This is a genomic window from Chromobacterium sp. IRSSSOUMB001 (assembly GCF_023507765.1).
Classification (GTDB): domain Bacteria; phylum Pseudomonadota; class Gammaproteobacteria; order Burkholderiales; family Chromobacteriaceae; genus Chromobacterium; species Chromobacterium haemolyticum.
The window spans coordinates 186332-206086 of the sequence record NZ_JALCYU010000009.1 but is presented as its reverse complement, the minus strand read 5'-3'; the positions used below and the strand labels follow the sequence as shown (position 1 = coordinate 206086).

Here is a 19755-nt window from a genome sequence, read left to right as displayed (position 1 = left end):
GATTCTTCATGTTGGCAGCGTCGTCGGCGCGGGGCCGGGACGCTGAAGCAAAAAGGTTGATCAACACGTCAGTCTGCCATTGTATCAGCAGTATTCTCCGAGGGTCTGTCGACATCTTATTTACCCGCGTCCTTCCGCCTTGTATAGCGCGCTTTTCCCAGCCAGCGCAACGGTAAAACAAACGTCAACAGACTCGGGTCCGGTACCAACCCAGTTTGTCCGCCAATCCCACCACCTCGCCGACAATGATCAAGGCGGGCGAAGCAATATGATGCTTGGACATCAGTTCCGGCAGATCCCGCAGCGTGCCCGCCACCGTTCGCTGCCGTTCGGTGGTCGCCCATTCCACCGCGGCGGCCGGCGTCGTCGCCGGCTTGCCGTGCTCGATGAAAGCGAGGCACAGTTCCTGAGCAGTGGACACGCCCATGTAGACTACTACGGTCTGAGCCGGCCGCGTCAACGCGGGCCAGTCAAGGTGAATGCTTCCGTCCTGCTTGTGTCCGGTCACGAAGGTCACCGACTGCGCGTAATCCCGATGGGTCAGCGGTATGCCGGCGTACGCCGCCGCACCGCTGGCGGAAGTGATGCCGGGCACGACTTCGAAGGCGATGCCATGCGCCGCCAGCGTCTCGATTTCTTCGCCGCCACGGCCGAAAGTAAACGGATCTCCGCCCTTGAGCCGCAACACCCGCTTGCCTTGTTGCGCCAGTTCTACCATCAAGAGATTGATGTCGCCTTGCGGCAGCGCATGGTTGGCTCTGGCCTTCCCCACATAAATGCGCTCGGCGTCGCGTCGCACCAGTTCCAGCAGCTCCGGCGCCACCAGATTGTCGTGCAAGACCACGTCGGCCTGCTGCATCAGCCGCAGCGCCCGGAAGGTGAGCAAATCCGGATTGCCCGGTCCCGCCCCCACCAGATAGACCGCGCCCTGCGCAGTCTGCTTGCCGGCGTCCTCCAGCCGTCGCTCCATCGCCTGCACGGCGGCAGCCTCGTCTCCGTTGATCACCGCTTCGGCCAGCGGCCCCTCCAGCACCGACTCCCAGAACGTCCGACGACGTTCAACGTCGGGAATGCCGGCTTTGACCCGGTCACGGAAACCGGCGGCAAAACGCGCCAATCGCCCAAACCCGCTGGGAATCAGGCTTTCCAGCCGGCCGCGGATCAACCGCGCCAACACCGGCACTCCGCCGCCGGTGGACACGGCGATCACCAAGGGCGAACGATCCACAATGGACGGGGTGATATAGCTGGACAGATCAGGGTCGTCCACCACATTGACGGGAATATTCAAGGTCTGACAGGACACGGAAACTTGGCGGTTGACCTCGCGCTCGTTGGTGGCAGCCACCACCAAGCGCCTGCCGCTCAGTTGGGCCGGCTCGAAACAGGCGCGCAAATGCGTCAGTTGGCCCTGCTTCGCCATCTCGGCCAATTCCGGTGTCAACTCCGGCGCCACTACTGTCAGTTCCGCTCCAACGGACAGCAAAAGGCGCGCTTTGCGCAGCGCCACCTCGCCGCCGCCCACCAGCAAACAGGGCGCGCCTTGTAATTTAAGGAAGATCGGGAAGTAATCCATTTGGCCAGCTCCACAACAATGTTTGCAGCATACTGCATTTGTTGCATAAAAACGACGCTGGCGAATGCTATCAATATTACGAAAAGCGCCCTGCTTTGCGCCAGGTGCCATCATTGCAGCTTTGCGCGCCGTCGCGCCTCCGGAGAACCGCTTGAACCCAGCCTTACGCCGCCCGGCCAGTGCGCACTGTCGACTGTTCGCCGCCGCGGGCTCGCTGTGCCTGTTCGGGGCCGACTACGCGCAAGCCGCGACGCCGGATTGGCTCGCCGGCTGGCCGCTGTTCATCCCCTTGCTGGCGCTGCTAGGCCTGACGCCATGGCGACGCCGACGACAGCTGGCCACGCTAAGCCGGCAGGTTCGGGACAGCAGGCAGCCGCTGGCGTTGGCCGACGCCGACGGTAGCCTTCTCGCCGTCTCCGGCCATGCGCCTGCGCCCGCGCGCCAAGACAGCGGTCTGGCCGGTTACGGCTTCAGCCGGCACGACCTCGCGCTGCTGCTGGACCCTACCCACCCTAGTCATCGCGACGGCCTGCTGGCGGCCCGTGCCGATTTGCTGGCCTTTCCCTTGCCCTGCTCGCTTCCCGGTCATCTTTTGCTGCGCCTGCAGCCTCCCGCCGCTCACGGCCCCGGAGGCGACTTGGGCGGCTGGCGCCAGGCGCTGCAGGACGCGCGGCTGGGTTTGCTGGAGTTCGATCTGGCCGGCCAAGCGGTGCGCGGCGCGCCTCAAACGCTGCACGCCCTGTTGGGTCTGCCGGCGGACGCCGAGCGCATGGCTTTTTCACGCTGGCTGGAGCTGCTTCATCCGGAAGACCGCTCGCTGTTCACCGCCTTGCTCAGTCACCCGGAGCAAAGACAAGAAAGCGCCTGCGGCATGGAGTTCCGCGTGCGCCACGCTCACGGTCATTGGGAATGGCTGGAGCAACGCACCCAGTTTCATAAAGACGAAGTGGGCCGCATCAGCCATATCCACGCGCTGTGCCAGATCGTCACAGCGCGCAAACTAGCCGAGTCCGCGATGCTACGGCGCGAACAGGAGTTCCGCACTCTGGTGGAAAACTCGGAAGACGTCATTGCCCGCTACGATCTGGACCTGCGCTGCCAATTCATCAACCGCAGCGTCAGCCGCTACTCAACGCTGACGCGCGAGGAGCACCTCGGCCGCAGCGTCCACGACAAAACCTGGCCGGAAGCCGCGCGCGCGCGTTTTGCCGAGGAGTGCGAGGTTCTAATCGCCGGCGGCGAGGCCCGCCGCTTCGAGCTGGAGCTGAGCATGGGCACCCGGCGCTTTATTTTCGAGGTGAGGCTGTTCCCCGAATTCGGGCTGGGCGGCGAGCTGCGCAGCATTCTGGCGGTAGAGCGCGAAATCACCCACAGTCGCCAGAGCGAACGTCTGCTGGCGGAAGAAAACGCCGTGATGGAGATGATTGCCGGCAATGCGCCGTTGCAAGACACGCTTAACCAGATCTGTCGAATGATGGAGTCGCAGCTGAACCGCGGCGTCTGTTCCATCATGCTGTTGGACGCCGCCGGAGAAACCTTGCGGCTGGCGGCCGGCCAAAGCCTGCCGCCTGGATATCGCAAGCTGCTGGAACAAGTGCCGGTGGGCCCGGAGGCCGGCTCCTGCGGCACCGCCGTCCACCGCAAAAGCCTGGTGATCGTCGACGATATCGCCAACAGCCCGCTTTGGGCCGGCTACCGCGACCTGGTGGCCCCCTTCGGCCTGAGCGCCTGCTGGTCCACGCCCATATTCTCCAGCGACCGCCGACTGCTCGGCGCTTTCGCCATCTATCACCCGGATCCGCGCCAACCCGAGCCGGAAGAGTTGCAGTTGGCTCAACGCAGCACCCACCTGATCGCCATCGCGCTGCAACGCGACGCCCACGAAAAGAAACTCTATCAGCTCGCCACCCTGGATGAACTGACAGGCCTGTGCAACCGCCGCCAGTTCATCGCGCTGTCCAGCCGAGAAATCGAACGCAACCGGCGTTATCAATTGTCCTTGACCGTGCTGATGATGGATTTGGATCACTTCAAGAACATCAACGACCGTCATGGCCACGCCAAGGGCGACGAAGTCATCGTCCACTTCGCGCAAAGCTGCCGCAACGTGCTGCGAAGCACCGACATTTGCGGCCGCCTGGGCGGCGAGGAGTTCGCCGCGGTGCTGCCGGACACGCGGATGGAAGACGCGCTGCTGGCGGCGGAGCGCCTGCGCCGCGTCGTCGCGGAAGCCCGTTTGCCGGACGGCGAGGCCGGCACTCTGCAATACACGGTCAGCATAGGCGTCGCCGTGCTGCGCGCCGACGAGACTGAAATCGACGAAGTGCTGGGCCGGGCGGACAAACAGCTGTACCAGGCCAAACACAATGGCCGCAACTGCATCAGCGGCGAGGAATTGCTGCTATTGCGCTAAAATGCCGGCCTGAATCTTTTTCCAAGATGTCCACCGTGAGCGCCTGGCAAACCGACTATCTCTCCCACCCTCTATATCGGCCCGTACGCGACGCCGCCGAGCTGATCGCTCCCGCCTCCTGGCCGGAGCAAGAGGACTACGACCTGCTGCTGCGGCGCTACCGGCAACAACGCCCGAACGCGCTGCCCCCGGCACTGCGCTTTGCCTGCGATCTGGAGCCGGAAGCCTATTACGAGATGCACATCGGCCACACCGGAGAGATCCCCACCCGCAGCGGCAACTGGCACGATTGGTTCAACGCCTTGGCCTGGCTGGCTTGGCCGCGGAGCAAGCAAGCGCTGAACCGCCGCCACCTGCGCGCCATCGCCCGCGGAGAGACCAAGCGCGGCCCGCTGCGCGACGCGGCCACGCTGTTGGACGAATGCGGCGTCATCGTCGCCGTCGCCGATCCGGCTTTCAGCCGGATGCTGGACGATATGGAATGGCAGCGTCTGTTTCTGGAACATCGCCAAGATTGGGACCGTCGCATCGGCGTTCACGCCATCGGCCACGCGCTGTTCGAAGTCGGCCTGCGGCCGCATATCGGCTGGTGCGGCAAGGCGCTGCCGCTGGCGGTGCCGGAAGCCTTCTTCCGCTGGGACGAAGCTCGCCGGCGGGACCATCTGGACACGGAGTTGGCGCGGCGACTGGACGACGACGGTTTCATGCCGGCCCCACGCTCGCTGTGGCCGCTGCCGCTGCTAGGCATTCCCGGCTGGTGGCCGGACAATGAAGATCCGGCCTTCTACGCCAACCGCGATTATTTCCGGCCAACGCGGCGGGCGAAATCCTCCAGCGTCACGGACTGAAGCTCGGCCGTCATCGGCCCCAATAGGGTTTCCACTCCGGCTCCGACATCGTCGTCGCGGTAGTTGTCGCTGCGATACACGAACAGTTCGAACAGCTCCACCATGCAGATGGCCGACAACTTCTTGCCCAGAACCCAACCGTCGCGCTGGCTTTTCTGAACAAAACCGCGGGAGCTCAACATGTCCAGCACCCAGCCCAGCTCGTCGTAGCCCACCTTCACCTGGCTGCGCAACTGCACCGGGCTCAGCAGTTCGCCGCGGTTCTGCGCCTCGTCCAGCAGCAGCAACACCTCCACCGCATCGAGAAAACGCCGCCTAGGCTCGAAGCGACGCCGCCATGCGTCGCCCTCCCAATAAGACAACGATGCCGTGAACACCGCGCCGCTGAGCACCACCATCCACAGGCAATACACCCACAACAGGAAAATCGGGATACTGGCGAAGGCCCCGTACACCAATTGGTAATTAGCGACCTGACCGATGTAGAAGCCGAACAAGGCGCGCGTGGCCTCCAGCAAGATCGCGGTCAGCAAGGCGCCCACGCTGGCGTGCTTGATCGGCACAAAACGGTTGGGCACGATGCGGTACAACAGCGACAGCACCAGGGCAGTCAGCAAGATGGACCCGCCGGCTTCCACCATATTGGCCAATACCGGCAGCGCGTGATCGAACTTGCTGACCTTGAACAGGCTGCGCCAAGCCAGCAGGCTGCCACCCAGCACCAGCGGCCCCAGCGTCAGCACCGTCCAATACACCATGCTCTGCTGCAATAACGGCCGCCCGCGGCGCACGCCCCAGATGGCGTTGAAAGTACGGTCTATGGTGGACATCAGCATCAACGCGGTAACGCCCAGCATCACAATGCCGGCGGCGGTCAACTTCTCTGCGTTGTCGGCGAACTGGCGCATGTAGACGGTAATCACCTTGCCGGCGAACTCCGGAACCAGCGTGGACAACAGCATGATCTTGAAACGGGTGCTCAGATCCGAGAATACCGGAAACGCGGAAATCACCGTCAAGGCGATGGTGAACAAGGGTACCAGCGCCAACAGCGTGGTGAAGGTCAGGCTACCGGACACTTGCGCGACGCGATGGCTGCCCATGCGCCGGGCAAGAAAGCGCGCAAAGCCCAGATACGGTTCGATTCGACTCATTTGCATCTCGGCAAAATAATGGCAAAGCGCGGATCAGGCAAGCCGCACAGAGTTGCTTTATCATGCATCCGCTTGCGCGGCGGCGCGCGACCTATCGTTTTTGATCTCACAAGGAAGGCCCCAAACCCATGCAAGACCTCTTGGTGCTCTACTACAGCCAGCACGGCGCCACCCGCGAACTGGCCCGGCTGATCGCCCGCGGCATTGAAAGCGTGCCTGGCTGCCAGGCCCGGCTGCGCACCGTGCCCAAGGTGTCCGCGGTCTGCGAAGCCACCGAGGCCGCCGTCCCCGAGGCCGGCGCGCCCTATGTCGAGGCCGCGGATCTCGTCGAATGCATCGGCCTGGCGCTGGGCAGCCCCACCCGCTTCGGCAATATGGCGGCGGCGGTGAAATATTTTCTGGACGGCACCAGCCCGGAATGGATGCAGGGCGCGCTGGCCGGCAAACCCGCCTGCGTGTTCACCAGCAGCGCCTCGCTGCACGGTGGGCAGGAATCCACCCTGTTGACCATGATGGTGCCCTTGCTGCACCACGGCATGCTGATGGTGGGCCTGCCCTACACGGAAACCGCGCTGACCCGGACCAGCACCGGCGGAACGCCTTATGGCGTCAGCCATGTCGCAGGCGTGCGCAATGAACAAGCCATCAGCGACGACGAGAAACAACTGGCGCTGGCGCAGGGGCGCCGGCTGGCTGAGATTGCGTTGAAACTTCAAAGTCGGCCAAAATATCAAACACTCGCCAAAACATAACCGATAAAACGATGACTCACTTGCGACTCAACCCATAAAGCCAAAACATCACATTGACCAACATTATCTACAAACGGAAGACCCTAACAATCTGAGCCTAAAAAACTCGCCCCCACAAAAAGCCATGAAGCAAACAACCAAAATGCATGCAGATTATTTACACAAAAACAATTTTGATTTCATTAGACTTTTTGCCGCCTTCATGGTTCTTTACAGTCATCAATTTACACTAAGCGGGTTAACAGAGCCAACCCCACTACCTGGAATCAGCTATGGAACCCTCGCCCTCTTCATTTTCTTTAGTATCAGTGGGTACCTAACATCCCAAAGCTGGGAAAATGATCCGAATTTCATGAGATTTATAGCTAGGCGCATTTTAAGAATCTGGCCAGGACTCGCTGCATCTTGTTTATTTATTGCCCTGCTAGCCGGGCCCTATCTTTCCACCAACACGCCTGAGGATTATTTTTCGTCTACCGAGCTGTACAACTACTTTTCCATACTAAGAATGAAGCTATCCGATCGACTACCGGGAGTTTTTATCAACAACCCTTTTCCTCATGCCATCAACGGCTCGCTTTGGAGCATCCCTCTTGAGATAAAATGGTACCTCATTCTATCTCTACTTGGAGTTACAGGCATATTAAAAAGACCCCCCCTACTCTTTCTCACTATTTTCTTTTACATCATCTATTTAATTTTTATTTACAAAATAAACAACAAATGGCACGATTCAGGACACTACATCCACGAGTTTGGACTCTTTTTTTGCTATGGCATTTTCTTACAAAAAACAAAATCAAAATGGCAAAGCCACAGAAAAATAATATATGCAACCATATCAATTGCATTCATTATTCTAAACATCATAAATCAATCCTATCTTTCTATATTAACCTGCATACCCCCACTCGCCATTCTTACTGGATCGGCATCAACAAAACTTCTAAATCGCACTGGAGAATTTGGCGATTTTTCTTTCGGCGTATATATTTACGCATTTCCAATTCAACAAGGCATTATTTGGAGCACAGCCAATCGACTGCCATTTTATTACGCCCTCACCCTCTCCTGCATCATTACATTTATTTTTGCCATATTATCCTGGCGCCATATAGAAAAACCCTCTTTACGTCTAAAAAGCAAACTTACCCCTCATCACCTCGCCAAAGTCCAACCTCCAGCCTCTTTTTAAATTAGATCACCCCTCTTAATCAACAAAAATAATCTCTACACTACCAAACCATTACTTCATTAAACCAAATCATACCAAACACCTAACTCACATCAAAAAAAGCGCTCGGAGACGCGCCCAATTCGCGCTTGAACATCGTCGAGAAAGCGCTGGGGCTGGCATACCCCAGATCCAGCGCCACCTCCAACACGCTGGCGCCACGCGCCAGACGCTCCAAAGCCGCGATCAGCCGCGCTTGTCGCCGCCACTGCCCGAAGCTCAGCCCGGTCTCGCGCTGGAAGCGGCGCTGCAATGTGCGCGGATCCATCGCCGCCTGCGCCGCCCACTCGGCTACGCCGCGCGCGTCGCCGGGGTGGCTGAGCAACTGCCTACACAATTGGTCCAGCGCCGCCGACGCCGGCTGCGGCAAGGACAAAGCCAAACTCGGCAGGCTGCGGATCTCGTCCAGAATCAAACGCATCACCCGTTCCGCCCGGCTATCCGGCGGGTAAGGCACCGCAATGCCGGTTGCGGCCTGAATCAGCTCGCGCAACAAGGGCGACACCGCCAGCACGCAACACTCCGCCGGCAGGCCGGCCAAGGCGTCCCCGCGCACATATACCGTTCGCATCCGAACCCGGCTCAGCATATTCACCTGATGCCAAGTAGCGATGGGCAGCCAGATGCCGCGCGTCGGCGGCACAATCCAGCGGCCCTGATCGGTGGTGACCATCATCACGCCTTCCACTGCGTACAGCAGCTGTGCCGTGGGGTGGGCGTGGCGCGGCGAAACACCGCCGGCCGCGTAATCGCGCGCCTTGCCCACCACCGGGGCCGCGCCGCCGTCATAGTCATGCAAATGGTCGAAGTCCGCCACAATGCCTCTTTTGCGAAGATAACTGCCTTATTTTGGCAGGACGGACGCTATTTTGCTCGTTAGTATGACATTCACCCACTAGCTGAATGATTCTCAAGCCCATGACCACCGCCACCGCCGCCGCGCCTGATCAAGACAGCACTCGTTTCCGCGTGCTGGGCGCCATCAGTTTCTCCCATTTTCTCAACGACATGCTGCAGTCGCTGCTGCTGGCGATCTATCCGCTGCTTAAAGGCAATTACCAGCTCAGCTTCGCCGAAATCGGCCTGATGACCTTGACCTACCAATGCACCGCCTCGCTGCTGCAGCCGCTGGTGGGGCTCTACACCGACAAGAAACCGATGCCATACTCGCTGGTGCTGGGCATGGGAGCCACCCTGTGCGGCCTGCTGCTGCTGTCCAGCGCCGGCAGCTTCCCCCTCCTCCTGCTGGCCGCGGCGCTGGTGGGCACAGGCTCCTCGGTATTTCATCCGGAATCGTCGCGGGTGGCCCGCATGGCCTCCGGCGGCCGCCCCGGCCTGGCCCAATCCATTTTTCAGGTGGGAGGCAACGCAGGCAGCGCCAGCGGGCCGCTGCTGGCGGCGCTGATCGTCATCCCCTTGGGCCAGGGCAGCATCGCCTGGTTCGGCCTGGCCGCCTTGCTGGCGATGGCGGTGCTGTTCAAGATCGGCCAGTGGTACAGCCATCAGCAGCGCAAGGCCAAAACCGCCGCCATCGCGACGCCGCCTCAGTTGTCGCCAGCGCGAGTGAAGCTGACGCTGTTCGCCCTGCTGGTGCTGCTGTTCTCCAAATACTTCTACACCGCCAGCATCACCAGCTACTTTACCTTCTATCTCATCAAGCACTTCGGCCTGGGCGTGCAAGCCGCGCAGTTCCATCTGTTCTTGTTCCTGTTGGCGGTCGCGCTGGGCACCATCTTCGGCGGGCCGATCGGAGACGCCATCGGTCGCAAGCGGGTGATCTGGTTCTCCATCCTCGGCATCGCGCCGCTGACCTTGCTGCTGCCCTACGTCAATCTGTTCTGGACCAGCGTGCTGTCGCTGGGCATCGGCTTCGTGCTGGCCTCTGCCTTCCCCGCCATCATCATTTACGCGCAGGAACTGTTGCCGGGCCGGGTGGGCATGGTGTCAGGCATGTTCTACGGCTTCGCCTTCGGCATCGGCGGCATCGGCGCCGCTGTGCTGGGCCAACTGGCCGACAGCCGCGGCATCGAATTCGTCTATCAGCTATGCGCCTTCCTGCCGCTGCTGGGCCTAGTGGCCGCACTGCTGCCGGATCTACGCGGCGACAAGGTTTGACACTGGCGCCGCCCTGCCCGGATACTTCCGCCATTCAATTTTTCCAACGCGCCTGCGGCGCCGTCTGAACGCTCTGCGTTACGCGGCTTGCCGGGCGCGTTGCCCATTCGGACGGAAAATCATGTGTGGAATCGCCGGTTTCTTCTCTCAACGCCCCACCGCCGCGGCCACCGCCCAGGCCATGTTGACGGAGCTGGGCCGGCGCGGACCCGACGCGGCCAATCAATTATTGCTGAACGCCGACTGGCAAGCGGCGACGGACGGCGACATCCACAACGCGCTGCTGCACGCGCGCTTGTCCATCATCGACCCGCGGCCCATCGCCAACCAGCCGATGGCCAGCGACGATGGCCAGGTCTGGATCTGCTACAACGGCGAAGTCTATGACTGGGCCGCCGACAAGGCCGAATTGGAAGCCGGCGGCGCGCGCTTCGCCACGCACTCCGACACCGAGTTCATCCTGCGCGGCTACCAGGCCTGGGGCATTGAAACCCTGCTGCAGCGGCTGCGCGGCATGTTCGCCTTCGCCATCCTGGATTTGAAACAACGCAAAGTGCATCTGGCCCGCGACCGGATGGGCGAGAAACCGCTGGTCTATTCGCTGCTGGACGGAAACTTCGCCTTCGGCTCGCTGGTGCGCTCGGTGCTACCCTTCTTGCCGCCGCAACGGCGAGACTTCTCCGCCGACGCCATCGACGCCTATCTAGCGCACCGCTACATCCCGGCGCCCGCCACCTTGTTCAGCCACATACAGCGCCTGGAAAACGGCCACCGGCTTGAGTTTGACCTAGACACCCGCTCGCTGCGCAAGCTGCGCTACTGGCAGCCAGCCAAGGACAGTGGCGACTGGCTGCAAGAGCTGGACCGCGCGGTGGCGATGCGCACCGTCGCCGACCGCCCGCTCGGCGTGCTCTTGTCCGGTGGCATCGACTCCACCGTGATCGCCAGCCGGCTGGCCATGCAACAGTTGACGCAATTCAGCAGTTTCACCGCCGCCTTCTCCGGCTCCAAGCTGGACGAGGCCGCCGACGCCGCCGACTCCGCGCGCAGAATGGGCCTGGCCAACCTGGCGGTGCAGATGCCGGACAATCTGGCGGCCGACTTCGAACGCATCGTCGCCGACCTCGACCAACCCTTCGCCGATCCGTCCAGCTTCCCCACCTGGTATCTGGCGCGCGAAGTCAGCCGCCACGTCAAAGTGGTGCTGTTGGGCGACGGCGGCGATGAATTGCTGGCTGGGTACAAGCGCGTCAACAAGCATCTGCGCACCCGCTGGCGCAGCTTGCTCAAGCTGCCTCTGGCGATCCAGCCCTCGCTGGACGGCAAGGGTGCCGGCAAGCTGGCCACCGAGCTGGCGATGAGCTGGCAGGACGCCTACTCGCTGCGCTTTTCCGGCTTCACCCCCGGCCAACGCCTGTTCCTGCAAGGCAACCGGCCGCTGACGCGGCTCTGCCACTGGCGCGCGCCCGACGACATCGGCCCGCCGCCGGCCAATGCGCCAGCCGGCCTGCATCATTTGCTGGCGATAGACTTCGCCAACTACCTGCCGGACTACATCCTGCAAAAGTCGGACCTGTGCACCATGGCCCACGGCCTGGAAGGCCGGGCCCCGCTGGTGGATCACCGCTTCTATCAAGCCTTGTTGGCGGTGGACGGCAAACAACGCTTCACCCAGCCGGCCAAGCTGATCTTCCGCCGCGCCATCCACCCGGCGCTGCCGGCGGACTTCTTCCAGCGCAAAAAGCGCGGCTTCAACCCGCCCTTGTCCGGCTGGCTAAAGACCAGCCTGGCCCCGCGCATGGACGGCCTGGGCGAACGTCTGGCGCGGCTCAGCCGCGGCCAGCTCGACGCAGCGGCAGTGGACGCCTTCGCCGCCGCCTACCGAAACGGGGCCGAGCATCTGGCCGAGCAGATGCTGCAGTTGCTGATTTTGGACGAAAGCCTGGGACAGCTCAGCCGGCTGTCGACGCAAATCTGAACGCCACGCGGTGCATGCCATTCCTATGGCCAGCACCGCCCGACGTCGCATCTGCTACATTCGACACCACATTTTCGTTTGAAAACGATAATGATTAGCATTAGTATTTTTAGGCAGGCCAAGCAAACCAATAATAAAGCGCTTATCCGCCCGGCCGGCGTCCTTCGCCGCCAAGCAGTGCCCTATTCAATTGAAACCAAAAGGAAACAATATGCGTCGCTTTGTCCAACTGGCTATCGCCACCGCAGCACTCACCGCTTCCGCCGCCTCCATGGCCAAGGAATACCCGATCGGCAAGCCGGCCCTGAAGAACGGCATGGAGATCGGCGCGGTCTACCTGCAGCCGACAAAGATGGAACCGGAAGGCATGATGCGCAAGGCGGAAGAATCCGACATCCACCTGGAAGCCGACATCCACGCCACCAAAAACAATCCCAACGGCTTCGAAGAAGGCGCATGGATGCCCTATCTGGTGGTTAAGTACGAACTGAGCAAGGTGGGCGGCAAGGAAGTGCTCAAGGGCGATCTGATGCCGATGGTGGCCAACGACGGTCCGCACTACGGCGACAACATCAAGCTGCAAGGCCCGGGCAAGTACAAGCTGAAATACACCATCCTGCCGCCGTCGGCCAATCAACACGCCCACTTCGGCCGCCACATCGACAAGGAAACAGGCGTAGGCCCGTGGTTCAAGCCCTTTGAACTGAACTACGAATTCACTTATGCCGGCATCGGCAAAAAAGGCGGCTATTAATCCCGTTGTTCTTACAAAAACAGGATTAATGCGAATGAGAATGTAAACGCAAGCCATTCTCATGCGTTAAAATAAGACAGCGCATGCCTTCCGCCTGCGCTGTTTTCTATCCGGAGACCCATTCCGATGAAGTTCGCGCCCTTGACCCTGGCCGCCGCCGCGGCCTGCCTGTTGTCCATGTCGGCCATAGCCGACGACATGCCGGTGTTCAAACTGGTGATGAAGGACGGCGTGTTCACGCCCGCCCGCCTGGTGGTCCCCGCCGGCAAGAAGTTCAAGGTTGAAGTGATCAATGCCGGCAAGACCCCGGCCGAATTCGAAAGCACGCCGCTGCGCAAGGAAAAGGTGCTCGGCCCCGGCGCGGAGTCCTTCCTGGTTTTCCAGCCGCTGTCCCCCGGCGAATACAAGTTTTTTGACGAATTTCACATGAAGACCGGCCAAGGCGTCATCGTCGCCAAGTAAACGCGGCCCATCCGCTGTGTAAGCCGTATTCAGGAGTAGACCTCATGGGACAAGTCCTATTCATCGTCTGGCGCGAAAGCGTCGAAGCCTTGCTGGTCGTGGGCATCCTCAATGCCTGGATGAACCAGAACCCGGCCGGCGCCGCCGGAAAACGCTATTTGTGGGCCGGCGTGGCGCTGGGCCTGCTCGCCGCCGTCGGCCTGGCCGTGGCCCTGTTCGCCGCCAGCAGCCTGATGGCCGGCGCTCAGGACATCTTCCAGACAGTGATGGTGTTCACCGCCGCGGCGCTGATCGTGCACATGGTGCTGTGGATGCGCGAGCATGGCCGCACGCTGAAGAAAGAACTGGAGGCCGGCCTGCGCGAAAACGCCAGCAATGCCAACTGGTGGGGCGTCACCCTGCTGGCCGCCATCGCCATCGCCCGCGAAGGCAGCGAAACCGTGGTCTTCCTCTACGGCATGTTGGCCGAGGCTGACGGCTCCACGCTGACCAGCATGAGCTTTGCCGCCATAATAGGCCTGGGCCTGGCCTTTCTGACCTTCTATCTATTGCAGCTGGGCGGCAAATATCTATCCTGGCGCTTGTTCTTCCGCATCACCGAAATCATGCTGCTCCTGCTCGGCGCCTCGCTGTTCCTCAGCGGCGTGGAGAAGCTGATCTCGATGGACATTCTACCGGCGCTGGTCGACCCGCTGTGGGACAGCTCCGCGCTGCTTGACGACATGAGCCCGGCTGGCGGTGTCGTCGCCTCTCTCACCGGCTACCGCGCCCACCCCGCCCTGATGAGCCTGATCGCCTACGCGCTGTTCTGGGCGACGATCTGGGCGCTGTTCCAGTGGCGCAACCGCAAGCAGACACTGGCCGTATGAAATCCGCCCGCCCGCCGCTTCCCCATTCCGCCGACGTCGCCGCGCGCGCCGGCGGTTCCTGTCGCCAGCCGACGGCCCAGGGTTTCATGGCCGCCGTCGGCTTGTGGCTGCGGGATCACGCCGGCCTGCTGCGCGCGCTGCAATGGGGCGTGGTGCTGGTCTACGCCGCGCTGCTGATCGTGCCGGCCTGCCTGGACTTGCCGGAAGACAGCGCCCGGATCTGGAACAATCTGACCATCTTCGCCCAATTCGTGTTCTGGGGCATTTGGTGGCCGTTCGTGCTGTTGTCCATGGTGTTGTTCGGCCGGCTGTGGTGCGGCGTTCTCTGCCCGGAAGGCGCTTTGTCCGAGTGGGCGGCCAAAAAAGGCCTGGGCCGCCCTATCCCGCGCTGGATGCGCTGGGGCGGCTGGCCCTTCGTCGCCTTCGCTCTGACCACCATCTACGGCCAACTGGTCAGCGTCTACCAATACCCTAAGGCCGCGTTGCTGGTGCTAGGCGGCTCCACCGTGGCCGCGGTGATCGTCGGCTTCATCTATACCCGCGGCAAACGCGCCTGGTGTCGCCACCTGTGCCCGGTCAACGGCGTGTTCGGCCTGCTGTCCAAGCTGGCGCCAATGTATTACCGAGTGGATGAGGCCGCCTGGAAAGCCTCGCAGCAAGGCAAAACCATCCCGATACAGGCGGTGGATTGCGCGCCGCTGCAACCGCTGCGCCATATGCAAGGCGGCAGCGGCTGCCATATGTGCGGCCGCTGCAGCGGCCATCGCGACGCCATCGAGCTGAGCCTGCGCTCGCCCACTGAAGAAGTGGTCAAGGTCGCAGCCAAAGAGGCCGATGGCTGGCAAACCGCCTTGATTGTCTATGGCTTGCTGGGCGTGGCGATGGGCGCCTTCCACTGGACCATGAGTCCTTGGTTCGTGGCCATGAAACAGGCGGCGGCGGAATGGCTGGTGGACCATGACATCCTGTGGCCGCTGGATACCGAGGCGCCGTGGTGGCTGCTGACTCATTATCCGCAGCACAACGACGTGTTCTCCTGGCTGGATGGCGCGGCGTTAATCAGCTACGTGCTGGCCACCGCCCTGGCGCTGGGCAGCGGCCTGTTGCTCTGCCTGGCCGCCGGCGTGCGCATCGCCGGCCCTTGGCGGACTCAACGGCTGCACCACCTGGCCCAAAGCCTGATCCCGCTGGCCGGTTGCGGCGTGTTCCTTGGCCTGTCCGCGCTGACGGTGACGCTGCTGAAGGCGGAAGGGGTGCCGATGTTCTGGGCCAACGACGCGCGGCTGGCCTTGCTAGCCGGAGCCAATCTGTGGTCGCTATGGCTGGGGCGCGCCATTCTCGCGCGCTGGAGCTCCGGCCCGCGCCTGGCGCTCGCCTTGATGCCATTGTTGGCGGCGCTGGCCTTGGTGGACGCCGCCTGGGGCTTCATGTTCTGGTGGTGGTAGCCGTCCCGCTGGCGACGGGGTGGGCGCTGTGCGATAACAAAGCATGCTCCCACCCTGATCCTGGAGTCGCACCATGTGGCGTCCGCTGCTGCTTGTTCTCTATTGCCTGGCCGCGCCCGCCCGCGCCGAAACACCGGCGATAGACTTCGCTACGGGCGAGTGGCCGCCCTATGTGTCGCGCAGCTTCACCGCCGACGGCGTCTTCGCCGACATGGTGCGCCAAGCTTGCCGGCGCGCCGGCTATATAGCACGTTTTCACTATATGAGCTGGCCTCGCGCGGAAGCCGAAATCAAGGCCGGCCGTGCCGCGGCGGCCTTTCCCTATCGGCCGACGCCGGAACGCGCGCTCAGTTTCGACTTTTCCCCGCCGCTAATACACAGCAGCAGCTACTTCTTCTATTACAAGCCCCGGCTCGCCCATCCCCCCGCCGACTTCCGCAGCCTGGCCGACTTGCGCGCCTACCGCATCGGCGTGCAGCTGGGCTATTGGTATCAACCGCTGTTCCGGCAATACCGGCTCAACACGCTGAACACCAGCGACGAGGAAAGCGCGATCAAGCTGCTGCGCGCAGGCCACTTGGACCTGGCGCCGCTGACGCTGGAGCGCGGCCTATTCCTGATCCGCACCCAGGCCGCCGGCCATGAACAGGACTTTGCCTATATTCCCACTCCGCTGGACAAAGCCACCTCGCTGTCCCTGATGTATTCACGCAGCTACCCAAACATCGCCAAGCTGCGGCCGGCAATCGATCAAGCCTTGCAAGCAATGCAGGCCGACGGCAGCCTTCACGCCATCTACCAGCGCAACTTCCCCGAACTCAAGCCGCGGCGCTGACCAGAGTCGGTTTCAGCACCTGCTCGGCGTCCTTGGGATCGACGCCGATCAGGAAACCGCGCTTGCCGCCGTTGATATAGATGCGCTCCAACTCCAAGATACTGGCTTCCATATACACCGGCATCTCATGGCGGGTGCCGAACGGGCTGGTGCCGCCCACTTGGTAGCCGCTATGCTTGTCCGCAGTCTTGGGATCGCAGGGATGCACCTTCTTGACGCCGATCTGCTTGGCCAGCATGCCAGTGCCCACTTCGCGGTCCCCGTGCATCAGCACGATCAACGGTCGTTTGTTCTCGTCCTCCATGATCAAGGTCTTGATCACGCAGTGCTCGTCCACGCCCAACTCTCGCGCCGACACCGTGGTGCCGCCCTTTTCCTCGTACTTGTACACATGCTCGCTAAAGCTGACATGATGCTCGCGCAATACCCGGATCGCCTGAGTGACCGGGGCCTTTCCCTTGGACATGATCTTCACAGCCTGAAAAAACAAAACGCCACTGTAGAAGTTTGCGCGCCGCGAGGCAAACCCCAATCCGCGCCACGTCGCCGATGTCGGCAGCGAGCTTGCCCGAGATCAAACGCCGCTCGGCCGACGCCAACGCCACCACAGCCTCAGCCCAAGCAGTAGGGCCAGCACCGCGGCGTAGATCAAGGGCTGGCTCAAGTCCTTCTTCACCAGCCACCAGTAATGCACCACCGCCAGCAGCGCCGTCGGGTACACCAGCCGATGCAGCCGGCCCCAATTGCGCTTGAGCCTGCGCATCCAACCTTGGGTCGAGGTCAACGCCAGCGGCGTCATCAACAACAGCGCGGCAAAGCCGACGGTGATGAAGGGGCGTTTGTAGATATCCCTGACGATGCCTGCCCAATCAAAAAACTGATCCAGCCATAGATAGGTCAGGAAATGCAGGCTCAGATAGAAAAAAGCGAACAGGCCCAGCATGCGCCGGCACTTAAGCGGCCAGCCGCCAACGCCAAAGCGCCGCAACGGCGTCATCGCCAGCGTCGCCAACAACCAAACCAGGGTCCAGGTGCCGGTGGAACGAGTGATGAACTCTACCGGGTTCACCGCTTCTCCGGACAACACGATCCAGGCGGCGCGCGCCAGCGGCAACAGACAGGCCACAAACAACAGGCATTTGAACCCGGCCAACACGCGGTCGGCAGGACAGGCGGCAGCGGATTTAAGGCGCAAAGTCGTCATCCCCGCTCCATCAATAGTTCTTGCGCAGATCCAGACCGCGGTACAAACCCGCCACCTGCTCTCCGTAGCCGTTGAACATCAAAGTCTTGCGCTTGAAGAATTCGCCGATGCGGCGCTCGCTGGCCTGGCTCCAGCGCGGGTGATCCACTTCCGGATTCACATTGGAATAGAAACCATACTCGCGCGCATTCGCCAGATTCCAGCTGGTGGCCGGCACAGTTTCCTGCAAATGGATGCGCACGATGGATTTGATGCTCTTGAAGCCGTATTTCCACGGCACCACCAAGCGGATGGGGGCGCCGTTCTGATTGGGCAAGACATCGTTATAGAGGCCGACGGCCAGAATGGTCAACGGATGCATCGCTTCATCGATACGCAGACCCTCGCGATAGGGCCAGTCCAGCACCCGGCCGCGCTGGCCGGGCATTTCCGCCGGCCGCTGCAGAGTTTCGAAGGCCACGTATTTGGCGCGCGAGGTCGGATTCATCTGTTTAAGCAGACTGGCCAGCGGAAAACCTACCCAGGGAATCACCATGCTCCAGCCTTCAACGCAACGTAGCCGGTAAATCCGCTCCTCCAGCGGAAATTTCAACAGCTGCTCGATGCCGAAGCTGCGCGGCTTGGCCACCTCCCCGTCCACCAACACATTCCAGGGTCGGGTTTTCAGACTGCCGGCGTTTGCCGCCGGATCGGCCTTGTCGGTGCCGAATTCATAGAAATTGTTGTAGCCGGTAATCTCTTTCAGGCTATTGGCTTTGTCGTTGCCGGCCAGGGTCGACAGCGGGCTTTTCTTGGCGGCCAGCGCCGCCAAAGTCTCAGCGGACAGCAGCAGGCCCGCGCTGCCCAGCATGAAATGGCGGCGGTTCAGATATACGCCTTCCGGCGTGATGTCCGACGAGGAAATATCGGCGGGTTTCTTGATCAGCATGGCGGTGTCTCCGGTCTCTACCCCCATGAGTCGGGAGCGGCTCCTGAATCTGACAATCGTTCACGCAGATAATTTACGCAAGTGGTTCCTCATCCGCCCGCCAGGCGCGCCCCAAAGCGCTGCCCTGGCCGCCGTCACGCGCCAGAAGCCGGCCTATCGCCTGCAAGGCGGTCCAGCGCGGGCCGCACCAGTCCGGCGCGATCAGGGTTGGCGCCTGCGCGGTGGCCGACACTCGGTGGTACACCACTTGCGGCGGGGTATGGCGGATCAGGCTGGCCGCCGCTTCCGCGTAATCGTCCAAGCTCCACGGCGCCACTTCGCCCCGCCGGTATTGCGCCGCCATCCGCGAACCGCGCACCACCATCAGCGGATGCAACTTCAACCCTTCCACGCCGATGTCCAACACCGCGTTCAGCGAGGCATGGACAGCGGCAGCGTCCTCTCCGGGCAGGCCGGCGATCAAATGAGTGCACACCTTGAGCCCGTGGCCATGCGCTCGCCGCACCGCATCGCGATACTCAGCCAAGCCGTGGCCGCGCCGGATCAGGGCCTGGGTCCGGTCGTGCGCGGTCTGTAGTCCTAGTTCCAGCCATACCTCGCCGCCTTGCTGCTGGTATTCCGCCAGCAAGGCCAGCGCGGCGTCCGGCACGCAGTCCGGCCGGGTACCCACGCACAAACCCACCACATCGGCGCCGGCCAGCGCCTCGTCGTACAAGCGGCGCAGTTGCTCGGTTTCGGCGTAGGTGCTGGTATAAGCCTGGAAATAAGCCAGATAACGGCGCGCGCGGTCAGTCTTGATTTTCTCCCGCGCCAATTGCTCGCTGATCGACAAGGCCGCCGGATCGCGGCCGAAACTGCGCACATTGCAAAAGGTACAGCCGCCGCGCCCCAAGGTGCCGTCGCGGTTGGGACAGGTGAAGTCGCCCGCCAGCGATAATTTATGCACCGGCTCGCCAAAACGGCGCTTCAGATAATAACCAAAGGTATGCAGATGCCGGGTCAGGTCCATTGCCAAACAACGCCCAAAGCCGGGCAGTCTAGCCAGCGAGCGGGCAGGAGGCGCTGAGCGGGATCAAGGATGGGCGCAATGGCTCTCTGTAAAGCAGTTCATAGTCTCGTTAGCAAGAACGAAACAAGGCGAGAACGGCTGAAAAAGCGGAGTGCACACACGCTACATGAGCATTTTGA

At 61.9% G+C, this 19755-nt stretch carries 18 protein-coding genes; 11 read left to right on the top strand and 7 right to left on the bottom strand.

The genetic code is table 11. From position 1 onward, the window contains the following. Positions 1–184: 184 nt before the first annotated feature. Complete coding sequence (cysG, locus tag MOV80_RS14130) at positions 185–1576, bottom strand: siroheme synthase CysG (protein ID WP_019100448.1); 1392 nt, start codon at positions 1574–1576, stop codon at positions 185–187. 151 nt (positions 1577–1727) lie between these two features. Between cysG and MOV80_RS14125 the strand changes: the two genes are divergently transcribed. After that, on the top strand, positions 1728–3989 hold the full coding sequence (locus MOV80_RS14125) for a diguanylate cyclase (RefSeq protein WP_162897136.1): 2262 nt from the start codon (positions 1728–1730) through the stop codon (positions 3987–3989). 35 nt (positions 3990–4024) lie between these two features. Beyond that, on the top strand, positions 4025–4837 hold the full coding sequence (locus tag MOV80_RS14120) for a DUF3025 domain-containing protein (RefSeq protein WP_081575873.1): 813 nt from the start codon (positions 4025–4027) through the stop codon (positions 4835–4837). On the opposite strand, the gene MOV80_RS14115 is transcribed toward MOV80_RS14120, so the two are convergent. After that, positions 4789–5991 carry a YihY family inner membrane protein gene (locus MOV80_RS14115; protein WP_081554562.1) on the bottom strand — a complete coding sequence of 401 codons (1203 nt, stop codon included), beginning with the start codon at positions 5989–5991 and terminating at the stop codon, positions 4789–4791. The genes MOV80_RS14120 and MOV80_RS14115 overlap by 49 nt on opposite strands. A 128-nt stretch (positions 5992–6119) precedes the next feature. On the opposite strand from MOV80_RS14115, the gene wrbA reads away from it, so the two are divergent. Both wrbA and MOV80_RS14105 read left to right on the top strand, forming a co-directional pair. Next, positions 6120–6743, top strand: coding sequence for an NAD(P)H:quinone oxidoreductase (gene wrbA / locus MOV80_RS14110; RefSeq protein WP_107731488.1), 624 nt, complete (start codon positions 6120–6122; stop codon positions 6741–6743). A 124-nt stretch (positions 6744–6867) separates the two neighbouring features. Continuing rightward, positions 6868–7938 (top strand): acyltransferase, encoded by a 1071-nt coding sequence (locus tag MOV80_RS14105; protein WP_118268369.1) that lies wholly within the window; start codon positions 6868–6870, stop codon positions 7936–7938. An 82-nt stretch (positions 7939–8020) separates the two neighbouring features. Here the strand turns inward: MOV80_RS14105 and MOV80_RS14100 are convergent, their stop codons facing one another. Then, complete coding sequence (locus MOV80_RS14100; protein ID WP_107731486.1) at positions 8021–8794, bottom strand: helix-turn-helix transcriptional regulator; 774 nt, start codon at positions 8792–8794, stop codon at positions 8021–8023. A gap of 101 nt (positions 8795–8895) precedes the next feature. Here MOV80_RS14100 and MOV80_RS14095 point away from each other — a divergent pair, with 101 nt between their 5' ends. The 7 genes from MOV80_RS14095 (at position 8896) to MOV80_RS14065 (ending at position 16435) form a co-directional block, all read left to right on the top strand. Beyond that, the gene (locus MOV80_RS14095) at positions 8896–10092 is read left to right on the top strand and encodes an MFS transporter (protein ID WP_232060429.1); all 1197 of its coding nucleotides are present in this window, start codon (positions 8896–8898) and stop codon (positions 10090–10092) included. A 121-nt stretch (positions 10093–10213) separates the two neighbouring features. Then, positions 10214–12070: an asparagine synthase (glutamine-hydrolyzing) gene (gene asnB, locus MOV80_RS14090; RefSeq protein WP_200122972.1), complete on the top strand. Its 1857-nt coding sequence runs from the start codon at positions 10214–10216 to the stop codon at positions 12068–12070. A gap of 211 nt (positions 12071–12281) precedes the next feature. Next, complete coding sequence (locus MOV80_RS14085; RefSeq protein ID WP_043589767.1) at positions 12282–12824, top strand: iron transporter; 543 nt, start codon at positions 12282–12284, stop codon at positions 12822–12824. A gap of 126 nt (positions 12825–12950) precedes the next feature. Further along, positions 12951–13286, top strand: coding sequence for a cupredoxin domain-containing protein (locus MOV80_RS14080; RefSeq protein ID WP_019100458.1), 336 nt, complete (start codon positions 12951–12953; stop codon positions 13284–13286). 44 nt (positions 13287–13330) lie between these two features. Next, a complete protein-coding gene (locus tag MOV80_RS14075; RefSeq protein WP_043589762.1) occupies positions 13331–14155 on the top strand; it encodes an FTR1 family protein in 825 nt (274 codons plus the stop codon). Next, positions 14152–15600: a 4Fe-4S binding protein gene (locus MOV80_RS14070; RefSeq protein WP_249605227.1), complete on the top strand. Its 1449-nt coding sequence runs from the start codon at positions 14152–14154 to the stop codon at positions 15598–15600. The genes MOV80_RS14075 and MOV80_RS14070 overlap by 4 nt, the downstream gene beginning before the upstream one ends. Positions 15601–15673: 73 nt before the next feature. After that, positions 15674–16435 carry a transporter substrate-binding domain-containing protein gene (locus tag MOV80_RS14065; RefSeq protein ID WP_043589760.1) on the top strand — a complete coding sequence of 254 codons (762 nt, stop codon included), beginning with the start codon at positions 15674–15676 and terminating at the stop codon, positions 16433–16435. Here MOV80_RS14065 and ybaK read toward each other — a convergent pair. From ybaK to MOV80_RS14045, 4 genes are all read right to left on the bottom strand, one after another. After that, positions 16419–16901 carry a Cys-tRNA(Pro) deacylase gene (ybaK, locus tag MOV80_RS14060; RefSeq protein ID WP_039753797.1) on the bottom strand — a complete coding sequence of 161 codons (483 nt, stop codon included), beginning with the start codon at positions 16899–16901 and terminating at the stop codon, positions 16419–16421. The genes MOV80_RS14065 and ybaK overlap by 17 nt on opposite strands. Before the next feature lie 108 nt (positions 16902–17009). Beyond that, entirely contained in the window at positions 17010–17639 is a 630-nt protein-coding gene (locus MOV80_RS14055; protein WP_043589758.1) for a protein-methionine-sulfoxide reductase heme-binding subunit MsrQ, read from the bottom strand. Positions 17640–17649: 10 nt separating this feature from the next. Then, positions 17650–18594, bottom strand: coding sequence for a protein-methionine-sulfoxide reductase catalytic subunit MsrP (gene msrP, locus MOV80_RS14050; RefSeq protein WP_232060430.1), 945 nt, complete (start codon positions 18592–18594; stop codon positions 17650–17652). Between the two features lie 46 nt (positions 18595–18640). Next, positions 18641–19576 (bottom strand): TIGR01212 family radical SAM protein, encoded by a 936-nt coding sequence (locus MOV80_RS14045; protein WP_019100465.1) that lies wholly within the window; start codon positions 19574–19576, stop codon positions 18641–18643. Positions 19577–19755: the final 179 nt, after the last annotated feature.

Bases quoted from the DNA above. Each gene is read 5' to 3' on its own strand.
- cysG (WP_019100448.1), bottom strand. From the start codon at position 1,576: ATGGATTACTTCCCGATCTTCCTTAAATTACAAGGCGCGCCCTGTTTG.
- MOV80_RS14115 (WP_081554562.1), bottom strand. From the start codon at position 5,991: ATGAGTCGAATCGAACCGTATCTGGGCTTTGCGCGCTTTCTTGCCCGG.
- wrbA (WP_107731488.1), top strand. From the start codon at position 6,120: ATGCAAGACCTCTTGGTGCTCTACTACAGCCAGCACGGCGCCACCCGC.
- MOV80_RS14105 (WP_118268369.1), top strand. From the start codon at position 6,868: ATGAAGCAAACAACCAAAATGCATGCAGATTATTTACACAAAAACAAT.
- MOV80_RS14095 (WP_232060429.1), top strand. From the start codon at position 8,896: ATGACCACCGCCACCGCCGCCGCGCCTGATCAAGACAGCACTCGTTTC.
- asnB (WP_200122972.1), top strand. From the start codon at position 10,214: ATGTGTGGAATCGCCGGTTTCTTCTCTCAACGCCCCACCGCCGCGGCC.
- MOV80_RS14085 (WP_043589767.1), top strand. From the start codon at position 12,282: ATGCGTCGCTTTGTCCAACTGGCTATCGCCACCGCAGCACTCACCGCT.
- MOV80_RS14080 (WP_019100458.1), top strand. From the start codon at position 12,951: ATGAAGTTCGCGCCCTTGACCCTGGCCGCCGCCGCGGCCTGCCTGTTG.
- MOV80_RS14075 (WP_043589762.1), top strand. From the start codon at position 13,331: ATGGGACAAGTCCTATTCATCGTCTGGCGCGAAAGCGTCGAAGCCTTG.
- MOV80_RS14070 (WP_249605227.1), top strand. From the start codon at position 14,152: ATGAAATCCGCCCGCCCGCCGCTTCCCCATTCCGCCGACGTCGCCGCG.
- MOV80_RS14065 (WP_043589760.1), top strand. From the start codon at position 15,674: ATGTGGCGTCCGCTGCTGCTTGTTCTCTATTGCCTGGCCGCGCCCGCC.
- ybaK (WP_039753797.1), bottom strand. From the start codon at position 16,901: ATGTCCAAGGGAAAGGCCCCGGTCACTCAGGCGATCCGGGTATTGCGC.
- MOV80_RS14055 (WP_043589758.1), bottom strand. From the start codon at position 17,639: ATGACGACTTTGCGCCTTAAATCCGCTGCCGCCTGTCCTGCCGACCGC.
- msrP (WP_232060430.1), bottom strand. From the start codon at position 18,594: ATGGGGGTAGAGACCGGAGACACCGCCATGCTGATCAAGAAACCCGCC.
- MOV80_RS14045 (WP_019100465.1), bottom strand. From the start codon at position 19,576: ATGGACCTGACCCGGCATCTGCATACCTTTGGTTATTATCTGAAGCGC.